The sequence below is a fragment of the Kitasatospora sp. NPDC086791 genome, from assembly GCF_040685975.1.
Classification (GTDB): Bacteria; Actinomycetota; Actinomycetes; order Streptomycetales; family Streptomycetaceae; genus Kitasatospora.
Genome location: NZ_JBFBOC010000030.1, coordinates 1 through 18,828 on the forward strand (window position 1 = coordinate 1; position 18,828 = coordinate 18,828).

Annotated in this window: 16 protein-coding genes; 10 read left to right on the forward strand and 6 right to left on the reverse strand. The window is 73.1% G+C overall.

Annotation, left to right across the window (positions count from 1 at the left end; all coding sequences use genetic code 11):
- Positions 1-514 precede the first annotated feature (514 nt).
- Positions 515-964 (forward strand): PTS glucose transporter subunit IIA, encoded by a 450-nt coding sequence (locus AB0Q99_RS28220; protein WP_363576379.1) that lies wholly within the window; start codon positions 515-517, stop codon positions 962-964.
- A 99-nt stretch (positions 965-1,063) separates the two neighbouring features.
- Positions 1,064-2,734: a phosphoenolpyruvate--protein phosphotransferase gene (ptsP, locus tag AB0Q99_RS28225; RefSeq protein ID WP_363576380.1), complete on the forward strand. Its 1,671-nt coding sequence runs from the start codon at positions 1,064-1,066 to the stop codon at positions 2,732-2,734.
- 93 nt (positions 2,735-2,827) lie between these two features.
- Here ptsP and AB0Q99_RS28230 read toward each other — a convergent pair whose 3' ends face one another.
- The 3 genes from AB0Q99_RS28230 to AB0Q99_RS28240 form a co-directional block, all read right to left on the reverse strand.
- Complete coding sequence (locus AB0Q99_RS28230) at positions 2,828-4,849, reverse strand: acetoacetate--CoA ligase (RefSeq protein WP_363576381.1); 2,022 nt, start codon at positions 4,847-4,849, stop codon at positions 2,828-2,830.
- A gap of 129 nt (positions 4,850-4,978) precedes the next feature.
- Positions 4,979-5,527 (reverse strand): NUDIX domain-containing protein, encoded by a 549-nt coding sequence (locus AB0Q99_RS28235; protein ID WP_363576382.1) that lies wholly within the window; start codon positions 5,525-5,527, stop codon positions 4,979-4,981.
- Positions 5,528-5,577: 50 nt separating this feature from the next.
- Entirely contained in the window at positions 5,578-6,510 is a 933-nt protein-coding gene (locus AB0Q99_RS28240) for an NUDIX domain-containing protein (RefSeq protein WP_363576383.1), read from the reverse strand.
- Positions 6,511-6,700: 190 nt separating this feature from the next.
- On the opposite strand from AB0Q99_RS28240, the gene mmuM reads away from it, so the two are divergent.
- From mmuM to AB0Q99_RS28265, 5 genes are all read left to right on the forward strand, one after another.
- Positions 6,701-7,645, forward strand: coding sequence for a homocysteine S-methyltransferase (gene mmuM / locus AB0Q99_RS28245; protein WP_363576384.1), 945 nt, complete (start codon positions 6,701-6,703; stop codon positions 7,643-7,645).
- 120 nt (positions 7,646-7,765) lie between these two features.
- Complete coding sequence (locus tag AB0Q99_RS28250) at positions 7,766-8,530, forward strand: IclR family transcriptional regulator (protein ID WP_363576385.1); 765 nt, start codon at positions 7,766-7,768, stop codon at positions 8,528-8,530.
- Between the two features lie 305 nt (positions 8,531-8,835).
- Positions 8,836-9,555 carry an MIP/aquaporin family protein gene (locus AB0Q99_RS28255; protein WP_363576386.1) on the forward strand — a complete coding sequence of 240 codons (720 nt, stop codon included), beginning with the start codon at positions 8,836-8,838 and terminating at the stop codon, positions 9,553-9,555.
- Positions 9,556-9,666: 111 nt separating this feature from the next.
- Positions 9,667-11,187 (forward strand): glycerol kinase GlpK, encoded by a 1,521-nt coding sequence (glpK, locus tag AB0Q99_RS28260; protein WP_363576387.1) that lies wholly within the window; start codon positions 9,667-9,669, stop codon positions 11,185-11,187.
- Between the two features lie 172 nt (positions 11,188-11,359).
- Positions 11,360-12,955 (forward strand): glycerol-3-phosphate dehydrogenase/oxidase, encoded by a 1,596-nt coding sequence (locus tag AB0Q99_RS28265; protein ID WP_363576388.1) that lies wholly within the window; start codon positions 11,360-11,362, stop codon positions 12,953-12,955.
- Positions 12,956-13,117: 162 nt separating this feature from the next.
- On the opposite strand, the gene AB0Q99_RS28270 is transcribed toward AB0Q99_RS28265, so the two are convergent.
- Complete coding sequence (locus AB0Q99_RS28270; protein ID WP_363576389.1) at positions 13,118-14,338, reverse strand: amidohydrolase family protein; 1,221 nt, start codon at positions 14,336-14,338, stop codon at positions 13,118-13,120.
- A gap of 121 nt (positions 14,339-14,459) precedes the next feature.
- Here AB0Q99_RS28270 and AB0Q99_RS28275 point away from each other — a divergent pair, with 121 nt between their 5' ends.
- Positions 14,460-15,116 carry a TetR/AcrR family transcriptional regulator gene (locus tag AB0Q99_RS28275; protein ID WP_363576390.1) on the forward strand — a complete coding sequence of 219 codons (657 nt, stop codon included), beginning with the start codon at positions 14,460-14,462 and terminating at the stop codon, positions 15,114-15,116.
- A 162-nt stretch (positions 15,117-15,278) separates the two neighbouring features.
- Here AB0Q99_RS28275 and AB0Q99_RS28280 read toward each other — a convergent pair whose 3' ends face one another.
- Together AB0Q99_RS28280 and AB0Q99_RS28285 are read right to left on the reverse strand one after the other, a co-directional pair.
- Positions 15,279-16,670: a gluconate:H+ symporter gene (locus AB0Q99_RS28280; RefSeq protein ID WP_363576439.1), complete on the reverse strand. Its 1,392-nt coding sequence runs from the start codon at positions 16,668-16,670 to the stop codon at positions 15,279-15,281.
- Positions 16,671-16,672: 2 nt separating this feature from the next.
- The gene (locus tag AB0Q99_RS28285) at positions 16,673-17,227 is read right to left on the reverse strand and encodes a gluconokinase (protein ID WP_363576391.1); all 555 of its coding nucleotides are present in this window, start codon (positions 17,225-17,227) and stop codon (positions 16,673-16,675) included.
- Positions 17,228-17,439: 212 nt separating this feature from the next.
- Here AB0Q99_RS28285 and AB0Q99_RS28290 point away from each other — a divergent pair, with 212 nt between their 5' ends.
- Together AB0Q99_RS28290 and AB0Q99_RS28295 are read left to right on the forward strand one after the other, a co-directional pair.
- Positions 17,440-18,135, forward strand: coding sequence for an FCD domain-containing protein (locus tag AB0Q99_RS28290; RefSeq protein ID WP_363576392.1), 696 nt, complete (start codon positions 17,440-17,442; stop codon positions 18,133-18,135).
- Positions 18,136-18,323: 188 nt separating this feature from the next.
- Positions 18,324-18,806 carry a hypothetical protein gene (locus AB0Q99_RS28295; protein ID WP_363576393.1) on the forward strand — a complete coding sequence of 161 codons (483 nt, stop codon included), beginning with the start codon at positions 18,324-18,326 and terminating at the stop codon, positions 18,804-18,806.
- Positions 18,807-18,828 lie beyond the last annotated feature (22 nt).

Consider the following 18,828-nt stretch of genomic DNA (forward strand, 5'->3'; position numbering starts at 1 on the left):
TGTCAACATATCTGGCGTTGACTTTTGGCACGCTGTTGAGTTCTCAAGGAACGGACGCTTCCTTCGGACCGCCTTCCAGCGGACCCTCCGGGCTTGCTTCGTTCGTGTTTCCAGCTTACCAGATGTTTTGCGCTCCGTTTACCGGAGCTTTTTGCATCTGAAATCTGGTGTTAACCGCCGAGTTGCGGCGACCCGACCAACCATAGCGGGTCGGTGGCTGCGGCGCGAATCGGGGCGCGGCCGGTGTCACCCGGGTGGCGGCATGATTTGTTGCTCTCGCGAGCATATACAGCAATGGTCCCGATTCGCCAAGATGCCTGTAGAGTGCGGCGCATCGACCGAGAGGACTAGACCACTCGCGGGTCGGTGGGACGCCGGCCAGTAGGTGGGTGAGGGCGGGGATTCGCCCTGGAATGTCGACAGATGTCCTCAGTTGGCATGATTTAGGCTTCAGTTGATCGTCGTGCCGCTCCTCGCGGCCGCTCGCAGTACTGCGCTCTTGGGAGGCACAACCATGACCACTGTGACGTCGCCGCTGACCGGCAAGGTCGTCGGGCTCGCCGGCGTGCCCGACCCGGTGTTCTCGGGTGCGATGGTCGGCCCCGGCACCGCGATCGACCCGGTCCGTCGACCCACCGAGGCGGTCGCTCCGGTGGACGGCGTCGTCGTCTCCATGCACCCGCACGCCTTCGTCGTCGTCGACGCCGAGGGCCACGGTGTGCTGACCCACCTCGGGATCGACACCGTCCAGCTGAACGGCGAGGGCTTCGAACTGCTCGTCAACAAGGGCGACACGGTGACCCGCGGCCAGGCCGTCATCAAGTGGGACCCGGCCGCCGTCGAGGCCGCCGGCAAGTCGCCGATCTCGCCGATCGTCGCGCTGGAGGCCGCCCCGGACTCGCTCGGCGACCTGCGGGAGGACGGCGAGGCCGTTTCCGGCGAGCCCCTGTTCAGCTGGAGCTGACCTCTCGACCACCTACACACCCGCCCCGCAGGAAGTGACGGGGCGGCCCGGCACTCAGCGGTTCCCGGCGGGGCCGCTCCTCTCAGCGGAGACAGGTACATGGAGAAGACACTGCGCGGCGTGGGTGTCAGCCACGGGGTCGCGATCGGCCAGGTGCGGCACATGGGGACGGCGGTGCTGGAGCCCCCGGCCACCCAGATCCCGACCGAGGACGCCCCGCGTGAGCAGGCGCGCGCCCAGGCCGCCGTGGAGGCCGTCGCCGCAGACCTGATCGCGCGCGGCAACCTGGCCGGCGGCGAGGCGCAGGCCGTGCTGGAGGCCCAGGCGCTGATGGCGCAGGACCCGGAGCTGATGGCCGACGTGTCCCGCCGGATCGCCGTCGGCAGCAGTGCCGAGCGCGGTGTGTACGACGCCTTCGCCGCCTACCGGGCGCTGCTCGCCTCCGCCGGGGAGTACCTGGCCGGACGGGTCGCCGACCTGGACGACGTGCGGAACCGGATCGTGGCCCGGCTGCTCGGGGTGCCGATGCCGGGCGTACCGGACAGCGACGAGCCGTACGTGCTGTTCGCCCGTGACCTGGCGCCGGCCGACACCGCGCTGCTGGACCCGGCGCTGGTGCTCGGCTTCGTGACCGAGGAGGGCGGGCCGACCAGCCACAGCGCCATCCTGGCGCGGGCGATGGGCGTGCCGGCCGTCGTGGCGCTGCCCGGTGCGGCCGATGTCGCCGAGGGCACCGTCGTCGCGGTGGACGGCAGTTCGGGCGATGTGCTGCTGGAGCCGTCGCAGGAGAAGCAGGACGAGCTGCGGGCGGCCGCCGCCGAGCGCAAGGCCGCGCTGGCCGCCTCCTCCGGCCCCGGGCAGACCTCGGACGGGCACCGCGTGCCGCTGTTGGCCAACGTGGGTGGCCCGGCGGACGTGCCGGCCGCGCTGGAGAACGGCGCCGAGGGTGTCGGCCTGTTCCGTACCGAGTTCCTGTTCCTGGACGACTCGGCGAAGGCTCCCGGCGAGGAGAAGCAGGTCGAGGCGTACCGCAAGGTGCTGGAGGCCTTCCCCGAGGGCCGGGTCGTGGTCCGGGTGCTCGACGCGGGTGCGGACAAGCCGCTGGACTTCCTGACCCCGGCCGACGAGCCGAACCCGGCGCTCGGCGTGCGCGGCCTGCGCACCCTGCTGGAGCACCCGGACGTGCTGCGCACCCAGCTGCGGGCGCTGGCCACGGCGGCCGAGGGCCTGCCGGTGCACCTCGAGGTGATGGCCCCGATGGTGGCCGACCGCAAGGACGCCAAGGACTTCGCGGCCGCGTGCCGCGAGGCCGGGCTGGCCGCCAAGTTCGGTGCGATGGTGGAGATTCCGTCGGCCGCGCTGCGGGCCCGGTCGATCCTGCAGGAGGTCGAGTTCCTGTCGCTGGGGACCAACGACCTCGCGCAGTACACCTTCGCGGCCGACCGCCAGGTCGGTGCGCTGGCGCGGCTGCAGGACCCGTGGCAGCCGGCGCTGCTGGACCTGATCGCCGCGGCGGCCGACGCCGCCCGGGTGAGCGGCAAGAGCTGCGGCGTCTGTGGTGAGGCGGCCGCCGATCCGCTGCTGGCCGTGGTGCTGACCGGTCTGGGCGTCACCAGCCTCTCGATGGGCTCCGCGTCGATCCCGTACGTGCGGACCGCGCTGGCCAAGTACACGCTGGCGCAGTGTCGCCGGGCGGCCGAGGCGGCCCGGGCCGCGGACAGCGCCGAGGAGGCGCGGGCCGCGGCGCAGCAGGTGCTGTCGGGCGAGTGAGGCCCGGGTAGCGGCCGGTCGCGGTAGCAGGACGGGAGAGGGGCGCCCCCACCATCGCGGTGGGAGGCGCCCCTTTGGCGTGCGGCGAGGAGGTCAGGCCTGGCGGTCGACGCGGAGCTGCTCGAAGAACCGCAGGTGCTCGATGTGGTCGACGGAACCGGGGTTGACGGCCTGCTCCAGCGGCGTGCCGGAGAGGACGCGCTTGACCGGGACCTCGATCCGCTTGCCGGTGAGGGTGTGCGGGAGGCCGCGGACGGCGATGACCTCGTCGGGGACGTGGCGCGGGGAGAGCTCGGTGCGCAGCGAGGTGCGGATGCGGCCGATGAGGTCGTCGTCCAGTTCGGCGCCGGGTGCGAGGACGACGAACAGCGGCATCCAGTAGCCGCCGTCGGGCTCCTCCAGGCCGATGACCAGGGACTCGGCGATCTCGGGGAGGCGCTCGACCACCTCGTAGATGTCCGAGGAGCCCATCCGGACGCCCTGGCGGTTGAGGGTGGAGTCGGAGCGGCCGTGGATGACGACGGTGCCCCGGGAGGTGACGGTGATCCAGTCGCCGTGGCGCCAGACGCCGGGGTAGGTGTCGAAGTAGCTGTCGTGGTAGCGGGTGCCCTCGGGGTCGTTCCAGAAGCCGGTGGGCATGGACGGGATGGGCTTGGTGACGACGAGTTCGCCGACGGCGTCGGTGAGCGGCTTGCCCTGGACGTCCCAGGACTCGACGGCGGCGCCGAGGCAGGGGGCCTGGATCTCGCCGAGGTGCACCGGGAGGGTGGGGACGCCGCCGACGAAGCAGGAGCAGACGTCGGTGCCGCCGCTCACCGAGGCGAGCCAGACGTCCTCCTTGACCTCGTCGTAGATCCAGCGGAAGCCGTCGGGGGGCAGCGGGGAGCCGGTGGTGCCGAGGCAGCGGACGGCGGAGAGGTCGAGGTCGCGGCCGGGGTGCAGCTCGGCCTTGCGGCTGGCGATCACGTAGGCGGCGGAGGTGCCGAGGACGGTGGCGCCGGTGCGGGCGGCGACCGACCAGAGGGCGCCGGTGTCGGGGTGGCCGGGGCTGCCGTCGTAGGTGACGATCGTGGACCCGACGAGGAGGCCGGCCAGCAGGAAGTTCCACATCATCCAGCCGGTGGAGGTGTACCAGAGGAAGCGGTCCCGGGGGCCGAGGTCGAGGTGGAGGCCGGCCTGCTTGAGGTGTTCGAGCAGGATGCCGCCCTGGCTCTGGACGATGGCCTTGGGCAGGCCGGTGGTGCCGGAGGAGTAGAGGACCCAGAGCGGGTGCTCGAAGGGGACCGGCTCGAAGACCGGCTGCACGTCGTCGGCGACCAGGTCGTCCCAGCCGAGGGCGCCGTCGGGGGCGGGGGTGCCGAGCAGCGGGACGTGCACGACGGTGCGCAGGCTGGGGAGCTCGCGGCGCAGTTCGGCGACGACGTCGGTGCGGTCGTGGTCCTTGCCGCCGTAGTGGTAGCCGTCGACGGCGAAGAGGACGGCGGGTTCGATCTGCTGGAGGCGGTCGAGGACGCTCCGGGCGCCGAAGTCGGGGGCGCAGCTGGTCCAGATCGCGCCGACGGCGGCGGTGGCCAGGAGGGCGACGGCGGCCTGCGGGATGTTGGGCAGGTAGGCGCTGACGCGGTCGCCGGGGCCGATGCCCCGGGCGCGCAGGGCGGCGGCGAGCGAGCCGACCTGGCGGCGGAGGTCGGACCAGGTGAGGACGACGGGCTGGTCGGTGGTCTCGTCGAGGTGGAGGATGGCCGGCCGGTCGGCGTTGGCGGCGTCCTCGGCGGCGCGCAGGGCGTGCTCGGCGTAGTTGAGGCGGGCGCCGGGGAACCAGCGGGCGCCGGGCATGGCCGGGTCGGCGAGGACGGCCTCGGGGGCCTGGGTGAAGCGGACGTCGAACCACTGGGTGACCGCGGTCCAGAACCGGTCGAGGTCCTCGGTGGACCAGGCGTGCAGGGCGGCGTAGCGCTCGGCGGCCTGCTGGTCGTCGGCGACCGGGGCGAGCGGGGCGGCCGGGGCGCCGTGGTGTTCGGCGGCCCAGGCCTGGAAGGCCACGAGGGTGGTGGTGGCGGCGCGAGCGGGGTTGGGGCGCCAGAGCGGCTGGTCCTGGGGTGGTGGGGTGCTCACGGTGGTGGTCTCCCGGCCGGTGGTGGGGACGGGAGGGCTTGTGGCAGACCCGTCCGGTTGGGCTGTCGGTGCAGACCATGCCACGTGAGCGGCCGTCGCGCCAGGGTCGGCAGCTGCACGGCGGGGTGGTCAGCGGAGGGTGAACTCGCCGCTGAACCAGCGGCGCAGGACGCCGTTGTGGAAGTCCCAGACGAGTGCGGTGTCGGCGGTGGCCAGGAGCCAGCCCTCGGTCTCGTCGGTGGGGCGCGAGGGCGGGAGCTCGGCGAGCGGGCGGGCCGGGAGCAGGCCGCAGAGCATGACGAAACGGCCGTCGGGGTCGGAGGCGGTGTGGATCAGGGTGACCTCGGCGGGGTCGGCGGTGATGCCGGTCTCCTCGTGCAGTTCGCGGACGCAGGCCTGCTGCCAGCTCTCGCCGTAGTCCATGTAGCCGCCGGGGAAGGCGAGTTCGCCGTAGCCGGGTTCGATGGTGCGGCGGATGACGACCAGTGCGGGGTCGGCGTCGGGCCGGGTGACGGGGAGGACGGTGACGGCGACGGGCAGCGGGTTGCGGTAGCTGATCTCGGCGCAGCCGGGGCAGGTGCGAGGCCAGGAGCGGGTGTCGGGCGGGTAGGGCGTGCCGCAGAAGTGGCAGTGGGAGAACGGCCGGTGGACGGTCCGGGTCGCTTCGTCGGTGGTCATGGCCGGATGGTAGCCCGGTGGGTCGGCCGGGCTCCCGGTCTCCGGGAGGGTCAGTGGGACGGGCTCTCCCCCGGCGGGCTCTCCCCCGGCGGGCCGTCGCCGGGCGGGTTCTCGCGGGTGGGGCGGAGCAGGGCGGGGTGCAGCAGGCCGGCGCCGCCGGCGTGGTAGGTGCGGGCGCGCGGGCCGCCGCGGGCGCCGCCGCGCGCGGTGGTGGTGCCGGTGCTCTCGACGAATCCGGGGACGGAGAGGACCTTGCGGTGGAAGTTGCCCGGGTGGAGCTTCTCGTCCCAGACCGCCTCGTAGACGGCGCGCAGCTCGGGGATGGTGAAGTCGTGGGGCAGGAAGGCGGTGGCCAGCGGGCTGTATTCGAGCTTGGCGCGCACCCGGTCGAGGCCGTCGGCGAGGATCCGGGCGTGGTCGAAGGCCAGCGTGAGCGGCCTGGGGCCGGTGCGCCCGTCGACGCCACCCCCGTGGGTGTCGGCGGGCGCACCGGCGGCAAGGGTCCGGCCGCGGGGCCGGAGGTCCAGGTCGTGGACGGGGTGCCAGGCGGCGGCCGCGGCGTCCGTCCCGGCCCGGGGGTCGGGGAGGTCCGGCGCGAAGGCGAGGTAGGCGACGGAGACCACGTGCATTCGCGGATCCCGGTCGGGGGCGCCGTAGGTGCCGAGCTGTTCGAGGTGGAGGCGGCAGAGCCTGGCCTCGGCGTCGGCGGCGCTCTGCAGGCCCGTCTCCTCGGCGAGTTCGCGGGCGGCGGCCTCGTCCAGGCTCTCCTCGCCGGCCCGCAGGAAACCGCCGGGCAGCGCCCAGCAGCCCTGGTGGGGCGGGGCGCCGCGCTCGACGAGCAGGACGTGCAGGCTGCCGTGGCGCAAGGTCAGGGCGACCACGTCGACCGTGACGGCGATCGGGGTGTAGGCGCGCGGGTCGTACGCGGCGAGCCAGTCCTGCTCGGCCGCGGGCCCGGTGCCGGGCCGGTCGTCCGCCGCCATCGCCCGTCCTCTCCGTGCTCGGGTGTCCGCTCTCGCCCTGGTGTGGTTCCGGTGCGGTCAGGTGTTGTCGTTCTCGGCCTGAGCACAACGTAGCCATTCGCGTTCCCCTGCGGCAAATGCTTTTCCCGGCGGGCGGGGGCCTCCGCCTTCTAGGCTGTGACCAGCAACGACCGCGCCAGAGGAGGCCGTCATGCCCACTGCTCCCCCGCCGGACTTCGCCGCGGCGCTGGCCGCCGGTCCGCTGGTGCTGGACGGCGGGATGTCGAACCAGCTGACGGCGGCGGGGCACGACCTGTCGGACGAGTTGTGGTCGGCGCGGCTGCTGGCGGACGACCCGGGGGCGGTGGTCGCGGCGCACCGGGCGTACTTCGCGGCCGGCGCGGACGTCGCCATCACGGCGAGCTACCAGGCGAGCTTCGAGGGCTTCGCACGGCGCGGCGTCGGCCGGGCGCAGGCGGCGCGGCTGCTGGCGAGCAGTGTGGAGCTGGCCCGGGAGGCGGCGCGGGCCGAGCCGGGCGGGCGGCGGCGCTGGGTGGCGGCGTCGGTGGGCCCGTACGGGGCGGTGCTGGCGGACGGTTCGGAGTACCGGGGCCGGTACGGGCTGGGCGTCGCGGAGCTGGTGGCCTTCCACCGGCCGCGGCTGGAGGTGCTGGCGGCGGCCGGGCCGGACGTGCTGGCGCTGGAGACGGTGCCGGACGCGGACGAGGCGCGGGCGCTGCTGGAGCTGGTGCGCGGGCTGGGGGTGCCGGCCTGGCTGTCGTTCAGCGTCGACGGGGACCGGACCCGGGCCGGGCAGCCGCTGGCGGAGGCGTTCGCGCCGGCGGCGGAGGTGGACGAGGTGCTGGCGGTGGGCGTCAACTGCTGCACGCCGCAGGACGCGGACCGGGCGGTGGCGGTGGCCGCCGAGGTGACCGGGAAGCCGGTGGTGGTCTATCCGAACAGCGGGGAGCGCTGGGACGCCGAGCACCGGGGCTGGCGCGGGGAGCCGACCTTCCGCTCGGCCCGGGTGGGCGGCTGGCTCGCGCAGGGGGCGCGGCTGGTGGGCGGCTGCTGCCGGATCGGACCGGACGGGATCGCGGCGCTCGCGGCGGAGGTCGCGGTGCGCCGGGGCCGGTCGAACGACGCGGGAGGTTAACACCCGGCCGGGGGCGGGTTACCGAGGGGGAAAGGTGCACGGAGTCAGTGCGGCCTGGCAGACTCGTCCCGTCACCACTGCGGTCGACATTGTCGACCGCCTGTCAGCGCGGAGGTATCCATGCCCGGCCCGATCCAGTCGCTCTCCCGGGCCGCCGCGATCATGCGCCTGCTGGCCGGCGGTGAGCGCCGTCTCGGCCTGTCCGAGGTCGCGACGGCGCTGGACCTCGCCAAGGGCACCGCGCACGGCATCCTGCGCACGCTGCAGCAGGAGGGGTTCGTCGAGCAGGACCCGGAGAGCGGCAAGTACCAGCTGGGCGCCGAGCTGCTGCGGCTGGGGCAGAGCTACCTGGACGTGCACGAGCTGCGGGCGCGGGCCCTGGTGTGGGCGGACGACCTGGCCCGGGCGGCCGGCGAGACGGTCTACCTGGGGGTGCTGCACCAGCAGGGCGTGCTGATCGTGCACCACGTGTTCCGGCCGGACGACACCCGGCAAGTGCTGGAGGTCGGCTCGATGCAGCCGCTGCACAGCACCGCGCTGGGCAAGGTGCTGGTCGCCTACGACCCGGTCGCACGCGGGGAGTTGGGCGACGGACCGTACGAGTCCTACACCGTGCGCACGCTGACCCGGGCGGCCGACGTGGACGCCGAGTGCGCGCTGATCCGCGAACGCGGCTGGGCCGACTCGATCGAGGAGACCTGGGAGGGCGTGGCCTCGATCGGCGCGCTGATCCAGGACCGGCGGCGCAACCCGGTGGGCGCGGTGTGCGTCAGCGGGGCGGTGGAGCGGGTCTGCGAGGACGGCTTCGTGAAGCCCTCGCTGGTGGCCTCGGTGCGCAGCGCGGCGCGGGCGATCTCGCGCGATCTGGGCGCCGGCCGGTTCTGAGAAACGACGTTCACATCGTCACGCTGAGGCGCGGACGGGCGGTCGGCCTGTCCGCGCCTTGGCGTTTTGTCCGGTTTCGGGGCGCTCCGCTCGGTAACTTCGACGGACGGGCGAAGGCGAGGGTCACAGCTGCGTAACCCTGCCTTGACGTGGGGGCAACCTGGGGAGGAAGCTTCCGCATGACGGTCGACATTGTCGAACGATGGCCGGGAAGATCACTCCCACAGTGCGCTCACTCCGCATAGGGATCGACCGGCCGCCTGCCCCCACCCGCACCTCCGGGCCATATGGACAAGGGAGTCTTTGTGTCCGCGTTCTCCAACGGCGACGTTTTCGTCGGCGAAACCCTCGGCACCGCCGCCCTGATACTCCTCGGCGGCGGCGTGTGCGCCGCCGTGACCCTCAAGAAGTCGAAGGCCATCAACGCCGGCTGGCTGGCGATCACCTTCGGCTGGGGATTCGCGGTCCTCATCGCCGCTTACATGTCGGCTCCGAAGTCCGGCGCGCACCTCAACCCCGCCGTCACGATCGCGCTCGCGGTCAAGAGCGGCGACTGGAGCCAGGTGCCGCTCTACATCGGCTCGCAGATGCTCGGCGCGATCATCGGCGCCGTGCTGGTCTGGGCCACCTACCTCGGCCAGTTCAACGCCAACGAAGAGCCCACCCTCGGCATCTTCTCGACCGGGCCCGAGATCCGGAACCCGTTCCAGAACGTGCTCACCGAAGTCATCGGCACCTTCGTGCTCTGCTTCGCGATCCTCACCATCGGTACCAACGCCGGGCTCGCGCAGACCGGCACCGGCACCCTGATGGTCGCCTTCACCGTCGTCGGCATCGGCCTCTCGCTGGGCGGCCCGACCGGCTACGCGATCAACCCGGCCCGTGACCTCGGCCCGCGCATCGCGCACGCCCTGCTGCCGATCCCCAAGAAGGGCGGCTCCGACTGGTCGTACGCCTGGGTTCCGGTCGTCGGCCCGATCATCGGCGGCCTCGCGGCCGGCGGCGTGTACAACGCCCTCTTCTAAAGACCCCTGTCAAGAGAGCGGTGTCGAACCCGCCGCACACGGGGACTGACCGAGAAGCGCGTCAGGCCCACCCACCCCGTAACCCCCGAACCCGAGCCGAGGACCCTCCCCATGACCTCTACCGGTAACTACATCGCCGCGATCGACCAGGGCACCACCTCCAGCCGCTGCATCATCTTCGGCGCCGACGGCCGGATCGTCGCCGTCGACCAGCAGGAGCACCGGCAGATCTTCCCCCAGCCCGGCTACGTCGAGCACGACGCCGCCGAGATCTGGACCCGGGTGCAGTCGGTCGTCCGCGGTGCGCTGGAGAAGGCCGGCCTCACCAAGGACGACATCCGCGCCATCGGCATCACCAACCAGCGCGAGACCACCGTCCTGTGGGACAAGAACACCGGTGAGCCGGTGCACAACGCGCTGGTGTGGCAGGACACCCGCACCGAGGGGCTCTGCCGCGAGCTCGGCCGCAACGTGGGCCAGGACCGCTTCCGCCGCGAGACCGGCCTCCCGCTGGCCAGCTACTTCGCCGGCCCGAAGATCCGCTGGCTGCTGGACAACGTCGAGGGCCTGCGCGAGCGCGCCGAGGCCGGCGACATCCTGTTCGGCACCATGGACACCTGGGTGATCTGGAACCTCACCGGCGGTGTCGACGGCGGCAAGCACGTCACCGACGTGACCAACGCCAGCCGCACCATGCTGATGAACCTCAAGACGCTCGCCTGGGACGAGAGCATCGCCGAGTCGATGGGCGTGCCGATGGCCGTCCTGCCGGAGATCCGCTCCTCCGCCGAGGTGTACGGCGAGGCCGTCGGCGACCTGGCCGGCGTCCCGGTCGCCTCCGCGCTCGGCGACCAGCAGGCCGCGCTGTTCGGCCAGACCTGCTTCAACGAGGGCGAGGCCAAGTCCACCTACGGCACCGGCACCTTCCTGCTGCTCAACACCGGCGAGAAGATCGTCAACTCGTACCACGGCCTGCTGACCACGGTCGGCTACCGGATCGGCGACCAGGCCCCGGTGTACGCCCTGGAAGGCTCCATCGCCGTCACCGGCTCGCTCGTCCAGTGGCTGCGCGACCAGCTCGGCATCATCTCCACCGCCGCCGAGATCGAGACCCTCGCCAACACGGTCGAGGACAACGGCGGCGCCTACTTCGTCCCGGCCTTCTCCGGTCTGTTCGCCCCGTACTGGCGCTCCGACGCGCGCGGTGTGATCGCCGGTCTGACCCGGTACGTCACCAAGGGCCACCTGGCCCGGGCCGTCCTGGAGGCCACCGCCTGGCAGACCCGCGAGGTCGTCGACGCCATGCAGAAGGACTCCGGGGTCGAGCTCACCGCCCTCAAGGTCGACGGCGGCATGACCAGCAACAACCTGCTCATGCAGAACATCGCCGACGTCCTGGACGCCCCGGTCGAGCGCCCGTACGTGGCCGAGACCACCGCCCTCGGCGCCGCCTACGCGGCGGGTCTCGCCGTCGGCTTCTGGAACGACCTCGACACCCTGCGGGCCAACTGGCACCGCGCCGCCGAGTGGACCCCGCGCATGGACGAGGACACCCGGGAGCGCGAGTACAAGAAGTGGCTCAAGGCCGTGGAGCGCACCATGGGCTGGGTGGAGGAGGAAGAGAACAACTGACCGACCAGCCGGCCGGGGCCCGTGCCCCGGCCGGCCGCCCGCTGTTCCGGCAGCGGGTGTCACCGCGTTTCGCCGGCCCGCCGCACCGGGCCGACCGGCCTCTCCAGCAGGGGCCGCACCGCACACGAGAGGAGTAACGGCGCGCCCGACCCGCGTGCCGTACACAACCACCATGGCAACCATCCCGACCCTGGGCGCCGAGCGCACCGCCGGCCGCACCGCCTCCCGCGCCGAGACCCGCGAACTGCTCGGCAAGGCCACCTACGACCTGCTGGTGATCGGGGGCGGCATCCTCGGCACGGCCGTCGCCTGGACCGCGTCCCAGGCCGGCCTGAAGGTCGCCATGGTCGACGCCGGCGACTTCGCCGGTGCCACCTCCAGCGCCTCCTCCAAGCTCGTCCACGGCGGTCTGCGCTACCTGCAGACCGGCGCGGTCAAGCTGGTCGCGGAGAACCACAAGGAGCGCCGCGCGCTCTCCACCGACGTCGCCCCGCACCTGGTCAACCCGCTGACCTTCTTCGTGCCGGTCTACAAGGGCGGCCCGCACGGTGCCGCCAAGCTCGGCGCCGGCGTGTTCCTGTACTCGGCGCTGTCCGCCTTCCGCGACGGCATGGGCCGGGTCTCCACCGCCGCGCACGCCGCCCAGCAGGTGCCCGCGCTGCGCACCGAGGGCCTGCGCTCGGTGGCCGTCTACGGCGACCACCAGATGAACGACTCGCGCGTCGCGGTGATGACCGTGCGCGCCGCGGTCGACGCCGGCGCCGTCGTGCTCAACCACGCCGAGGTCACCGGCCTGCGCTTCACCGGCGGCCGGGTCACCGGCGCCGAGCTCCGCGACCGCCTGGACGGCAGCGAGTTCGGCATCAACGCCCGCCTGGTGCTCAACGCCACCGGTCCGTGGGTCGACCACCTGCGCACCATGGAGGACGCCGGCGCCGCGCCGTCGATCCGCCTCTCCAAGGGCGCGCACGTCGTGGTCAAGCGCCGCTCGCCGTGGCGCGCCGCGCTGACCATCCCGATCGACAAGTACCGCGTCTCCTTCGCCATCCCGTGGGAGGACCACGTCCTGCTCGGGACCACCGACGAGGAGTACACCGGCGACCCGAAGGACGTCCGGGCCACCGACGCGGACATCGACCAGATCATGGGCGAGGCCGCGCACGCGATCCGCGACGAGCACCTCGACCGCGACCTGATCACCTACTCCTTCGCCGGCCTGCGCGTGCTGCCGGGCGGCCCGGGCGACACCGCCGCCGCCAAGCGCGAGACGGTCGTCACCGAGGGCAAGGGCGGCATGCTGTCGGTCTCCGGCGGCAAGTGGACCACCTACCGCCACATCGGCCGCGCCGTGCTGGAGAAGCTGGCCCACGTGCCCGGCACCAGCCTCGGCGAGGACATGTCCCCGATCGCCCCGACCGTCCCGCTGCCGGGCGTCGGCGCGCCGAACGCGGTGGCGCACCGCCTGCTGATCGACCGCGAGCCGGGCTCGCGGATGGAGCCGTTGGTCGCCAAGCACCTGGCCAGCCACTACGGCACGCTCTCCTTCGAGATCGCCCGCCTGATCGACGAGAACCCGGAGCTCGGCCGGCCGATCCACGCGGACGGGCCGGACGTCTGGGCGCAGGTCGCGTACGCGGCGGACAACGAGTGGGCGTACACGGCGGACGACGTGCTGCGCCGCCGCACCACGATGACGGTGCGCGGGCTGGACACGCCGGAGATCCGGGCCGAGGTCGAGGCCTTCCTGGCGAAGCAGGCCGGCAAGTAAGCGCTGCACGGCGGTACGACGGGCGGGCGCTCGGGGGTTTCCCCGGGCGCCCGCCCTTCGCTTTGCCGGATCGCCCTGTCGGGTCGCTTGGTCCGGTCGCTTGGTCCGGTCGCTTGGTCAGGTCGCTTCGTCAGGTCGGCGCGGTGTTCGGTGGGCGCGGGGTCAGACCGGGGTGCCGGCCTTGACCACGTGCCTGAGGTGCTGCTCCGGGCGGGTGAGGACGGTGAGGTCGGCCAGCGGGTCGCCGTCGACCACCAGCAGGTCGGCGTGGGCGCCCGGGGCGAGGGTGCCGATCTCCCCCGCCATGCCGAGCAGCCGGGCCGCCGTGGTGGTCGCCGAGCGGAGCACGTCCGCGACCGGCTGGACCCGGGCGCGGAGGGTGAACTCCTCCAGCTGGGCCGGGTGCAGCGGACCGAGCAGGTCGCTGCCGTAGACCAGGTTGACGCCCGCGCGGTGCGCCCGCTCCAGGGCTTCGAAACCCCGGTCGCGGACCTCGGCGAGCTTGCCGAGGGAGGCGGGCGGCAGGCCGGAGGCGGCGCCGAGCTTGGCGGTCTGCTCGTAGGCGACCAGGGTCGGGACCAGGAAGGCGTCCTTCTCCAGCAGCAGGTCGACCGTGTCGTCGTCCAGCAGGTTGCCGTGCTCGACGCAGCGCACCCCGGCCCGCAGGGCGCGGTCGATCGCGCGCGGGTGGTAGGCGTGCACGGTGACGTAGCGGTTGTGGTTCTCCGCCTCCTCGACCGCCGCGCGGATCTCCTCCTCGCTGTACTGGACGGCGGCGATCTCGTCGTGCGGGGAGGCGACGCCGCCGGAGAGCAGCACCTTGAGGTGGCGCGCGCCCTTGCGGAACTCGTCCCGGGCGGCGGCCCGGACGGCGTCCACGCCGTCGGCGATCCGGCCGAAGTTCGGCCGGGACTCGCAACAGGGCAGGGCGTCGTCGCCGAGCGGGCGCAGGTCGCCGTGACCGCCGGTCTGGGAGAGCGCCTTGCCGCCGTGCAGCAGTCGGGGGCCGGGCACCAGGCCCTCGGCGAGGGCGCGGGCCATGCCGTGATCGGCGCCGCCGACGTCGCGCACGGTGGTGAAGCCGCGGCGCAGCATGCGCTCGGCCTCGGCGAGGGCGCGGACGGTCGCGTAGCCGGGGGTCCAGTCGGCGACGTCGTGCAGGTCGAGGGTGGTGACCAGCAGGTGGACGTGGGCGTCGATCAGGCCGGGCAGGACGGTGCCGCCGGCGGCGTCGATCACCCGGACAGTGTCGTCGGCGGCGGGCGGACGGCCGGTGCCGGTGGCGGCGATCCGGCTGTCGGCGGCCTCCAGCCAGCCGAGGTCGGTACGGGTGCCGTCCTCGGGGTGGAGCAGGTGGGCGTTGGTGATCAGCAGTCGGCTCATGGCGGTGGCACCCCTCGGGTCCGGTACGGCGGGTGACTGCGGCGGTTCGGTCGGCCGCAGCCGTTCAGTACGGCTCGTATTGAATACGACTCGTACTGAATACACCATGTATCGTTCTCCTGTGAACCCACCCCCCTCCGACACCGCCGACACCACTGGCACCACTGACACCGCCGCCGCCCGACCGCCGCGCCGTCGCGTCCACACCCGGGCCCGACTGCTGGCCGCGGCGGGCGAGCTGTTCCTCACCGTCGGCTTCGCCCGGACGAGCATCGAGGACGTCTGCGGCGCCGCCGGCTACACCCGGGGCGCCTTCTACTCGAACTTCGGCAGCAAGGAGGACCTGCTGCTGGCGCTCTTCGACGACCAGGCGGCGCGGCGGATGGCCCAGCTGGAGCAGCTGGCCGCCGCCTGCGAGGCACTGGCGCCGCGGGAGCGGGCCCGGCTGCTGGTCGAGGCGCTGCTGCGGGTCGATCCCGCGGAGACCGGGTGGATCCTGCTGTTCCTGGAGTTCCGGCTGGTCGCCGCCCGGACCGAGGCGCTGGCCGAGCAGGTCGCCGCGCACGACCGGGCAGTCGCGCGGAAGCTGGCGGACGTCCTGGAGCAGGCGCTGCCGGAGCTGGTGCCCCCGGGGGCGAGCGCCTGGCAGGCCGCGGCGGTGATCCTCGCCGCGCGGGAGGGGCTGCTGGCCCGTACGGCGGCGGGCGGGGCGGTCGCGGAGGAGTTGCTGCGGGCGACCGAGGCGGTGCTCTCGGGGCTGCTGGGCCGGCAGGGCTGAGCCGGGGACCGACCGGGCCGAGGGGAACGCCGCAGGGGCGGCACCCGTACGGTCACGGGTGCCGCCCCTCGGCGGTGCTGCGGTGGAGTGGCGCTGCGGTGGAGCGGTGCTGCGGTGCTGCGGTCTTGTGGTGCTGTGGCGGAGCGGTGGAGCCGGAGGACGCTAGACGATCAGGCTCAGCGGCAGGATCAGGGCTATCGCGACGACCGAGATCACCGTCTCCATCACCGACCAGGACTTCAGCGTCTGCCCGACGCTCATCCCGAAGTACTCCTTCACCAGCCAGAAGCCGGCGTCGTTGACGTGCGAGAAGAACAGCGAACCGGCGCCGATCGCGAGCACCAGCAGGGCCGCGTGGGTCGAGGACATGGTCGCGGCGAGCGGGGAGACGATACCCGCCGCGGTGATCGTGGCGACCGTCGCCGAGCCGGTGGCCAGCCGGATCAGCACGGCGATCAGCCAGCCCAGCAGCAGCGCGGAGATGTGCCACTTGCCGGACCACTCGCTCACCGCGTTGCCGACGCCCACGTCGATCAGGGTCTGCTTGAAGCCGCCGCCCGCGCCGACGATGAAGACGATGCCCGCGATCGGGGCGAGCGAGGAGCCGACGGTCTCGGCGATCCGGGCCTTGTCGAAGCCGGCCGCCCGGCCGAGGGTCAGCATGGCGAGCAGGGTCGCGGCGAGCAGGGCGATCAGCGGGGAGCCGATGAAGTCGAACACCCGCTGGCCGATCGCCTTCGGGTCGTCGATCACGACGTCGGCCAGCGCCTTGCCGAGCATCAGCACGACGGGCAGCAGGATGGTCGCGAGCACCGCGCCGAAGGACGGGGTGCGGTCGTGCCTGGCCGACTCCTCGGGGGCGGTGGCGGCCGGGATCTCCAGCGGGCCGACCCAGCGCTCGGCGACCCGCGCGAACAGCGGACCGGCGATGACCAGGGTCGGGACGGCGACCAGCAGGCCGAGTGCCAGGGTGACGCCGAGGTCGGCCTTCAGGGCGTCGACGGCGACCAGCGGACCCGGGTGCGGGGGCACCAGGCCGTGCAGCACCGACAGACCGGCCAGCGCCGGGATGCCGACCCGCATCAGCGGCACGTTGCCGCGGCGGGCGACCAGCAGCACGATCGGGATCAGCAGGACGACGCCGACCTCGAAGAACAGTGGCAGGCCGAGCACGGCCGCGATCAGCGCCATCGCCCAGGGCAGCGCCTTGGTGCCGGTCCGGGAGAGCACGGTGTCCGCGATGATGTTCGCGCCGCCGGAGTCGGCGAGCAGCTTGCCGAGCATCGCGCCGAGGCCGATCAGCAGGCCGACGCTCGCCACCGTGGCGCCGAAGCCCGTGGAGAAGCTGGTGAGCAGCTTGTCGAAGGGAGCACCCGCGACGGCGGCCAGCAGACCGGAGCCGAGCGTGAGGGCGAGGAACGGGTGCAGCTTCAGCTTGGTGATCAGTACGACGATCGCACCGATGCTGAGCAGCACCGCGATCAGCAGCTGGGTGTTGCTGCCGGTGTGCGGCAGGACCGGTGGGGCGGCTGCCAGCAGCGTGGGGGAAGTCAGGCTCACGCGAGGTCTCCATTGACGGGCCGCAGCAGCGCCGCGGCCATCTCGACGAGTTCTTCGGGGGACGGGCCCACGTCCAGGACGGCGCCGCGCTCGTCCGCCTCCAGGGGTTCCAGGGCGGCGTACTGCGAGCCGAGCAGCGACGACGGCATGAAGTGGCCGGAGCGGTGGCTGAGCCGGTCCTCGACCAGCTCGTGGCCACCGCTGAGGTGCAGGAAGAAGGCGCCCGGGCAGGCCGCGCGCAGGGTGTCGCGGTAGCGGTGCTTCAGCGCCGAGCAGGTGACCACGCCGCCGGTGCCGTCCTCGGTCCGCTCCGCGAGCCAGACGCCGATGGCGCGCAGCCAGGGGGCGCGGTCCTCGTCGTCCAGTGGGACGCCGGCCGACATCTTGGCGATGTTGGCCGCCGGGTGGAAGTCGTCCGCCTCGGCGAAGGGGAGGTCGAGGCGGTCCGCCAGCAGGCGGGCCAGGGTGGTCTTGCCGACGCCCGAGACGCCCATCACCACGACGGTGAGGGGGGTCCGCGGGAGGTCGTGGTTCTCGACGCTGAGAGCCATGTGGTGGTGCTCCTTCGTTGCCTGGCCGCCACTATCGCCTCAAAGATATGACGTATTCAAGTGGCGGAAACCAAATCGTCATACTTTTAGCTCCCGAGGGGGCGGGCCCGGGTGCGGGCCCGAGGGGCGGGGCGGGCCCGGCGGGTGAGGGGAATCACGCGGCGGCGGAGGGTGGCGTGGGGGTCGGGGCCGGGGACGTCTACGCTGGGCGGATGGAGATCCAGGGGCTGCCCGGGCGGCTGCTTGACGAGCTCGGACCGGCGCTCGCGTCCGGAGAGATTCCCGAGGGCGCGGTGCTGCGCGGGGAGGAGCTGGAGGAGCGCTTCGGGGTGTCCCGGACGGTGGTCCGGGAGGCGGTGCGGATCCTGGAGGGGATGCGCATGGTGGCGTCCCGGCGGCGGGTCGGGATCACCGTGCTGCCGAAGTCGCTCTGGGACGTCTTCGACCCGATGGTGATCCGCTGGCGCCTGGCCGGGTCGGACCGGCCCGCCCAGCTGCGCTCGCTCGGTTCGCTGCGGGTGGCCGTCGAGCCGGCCGCGGCGGCGCTCGCCGCGGTCCACGCCACCGACGACGACCGGCGCGAACTCAGCTCGCTGGCCGTGGAGTTGACGGTCGCCGCGCGCGAGGCCGACCTGACCACCTTCCTCGGGTACGACATCGCCTTCCACGCGCTGGTGCTGCGCGCCTCCGGCAACGAGATGTTCGCCCATCTCGGGGACACCGTGGGGGCGGTGCTCACCGGCCGGACCGAGTACCATCTGATGCCCCATCAGCCGGAGCAGTACGCGATCCGGTTGCACCGCGAGGTCGCCGACGCGATCTGCTCGGGCCACTCCGACGAGGCCGAGCAGGCGATGCGGACGATCGTCACGGGCGCCCTGGAGGAGCTCAACCAGCAGTTGAGCTGACCCTCCGGGCCGTGCGCCGCCGGAGGACGCCGGAGGACACGGCCGGCGGCCGGATGACATGGTTTGACGGCAGTTCGGTGGATTCGGACGCATGGTCCTGGTTCGGTGGGGCAGAGTGAGCCAGGGGGGCGCATTTCGTGTGCGCCCGTTCCGTGTCTGCCGCTGAGTTCGCGCCTGGGGGTCGCTCGATGTCCGTGCCACGCCGCCGTCGCCGCCTTCCCGACGAGGTGCGCGCCGCCGCAGTCCGGGCGGTGCTCTCCCTCGCCTTCACCCTGGTCGGCGTGGTCGTCGCGACGCTGTCCTCGTACGCGGGCAGTTGGATGCTGACGCCCGCGCTGATGGCCATGGGGATCGGGGTGTTCGGCACCATGTGGTGCCTGCTGGAGATCCTGATCTCCCGCCAGGTCGCCGCGCAGCGGATGCGGGCGCCGAACTCCGCGTACCCGATGGCGGGCAGTCGGGCGCCCTCCGAGCCGCTGGCGGCCCGCCCGTTCCCGCGCCCCGGCTCGCGTCCGGGCCCGGGGCCGGGCACGTCGGCGTACCCGCAGCCGCACCAGCCGGGGGTGCACCAGCAGCCGCAGCACCCGGCCCACCGGCAGCCCCAGCAGCAGCCGCACCAGCGACCGCCGCAACCCCCGCACCAGCCGCGGATGTCGGCCCCGCGGCCCTGACCCCGGGGCCGACCTCGGGGTC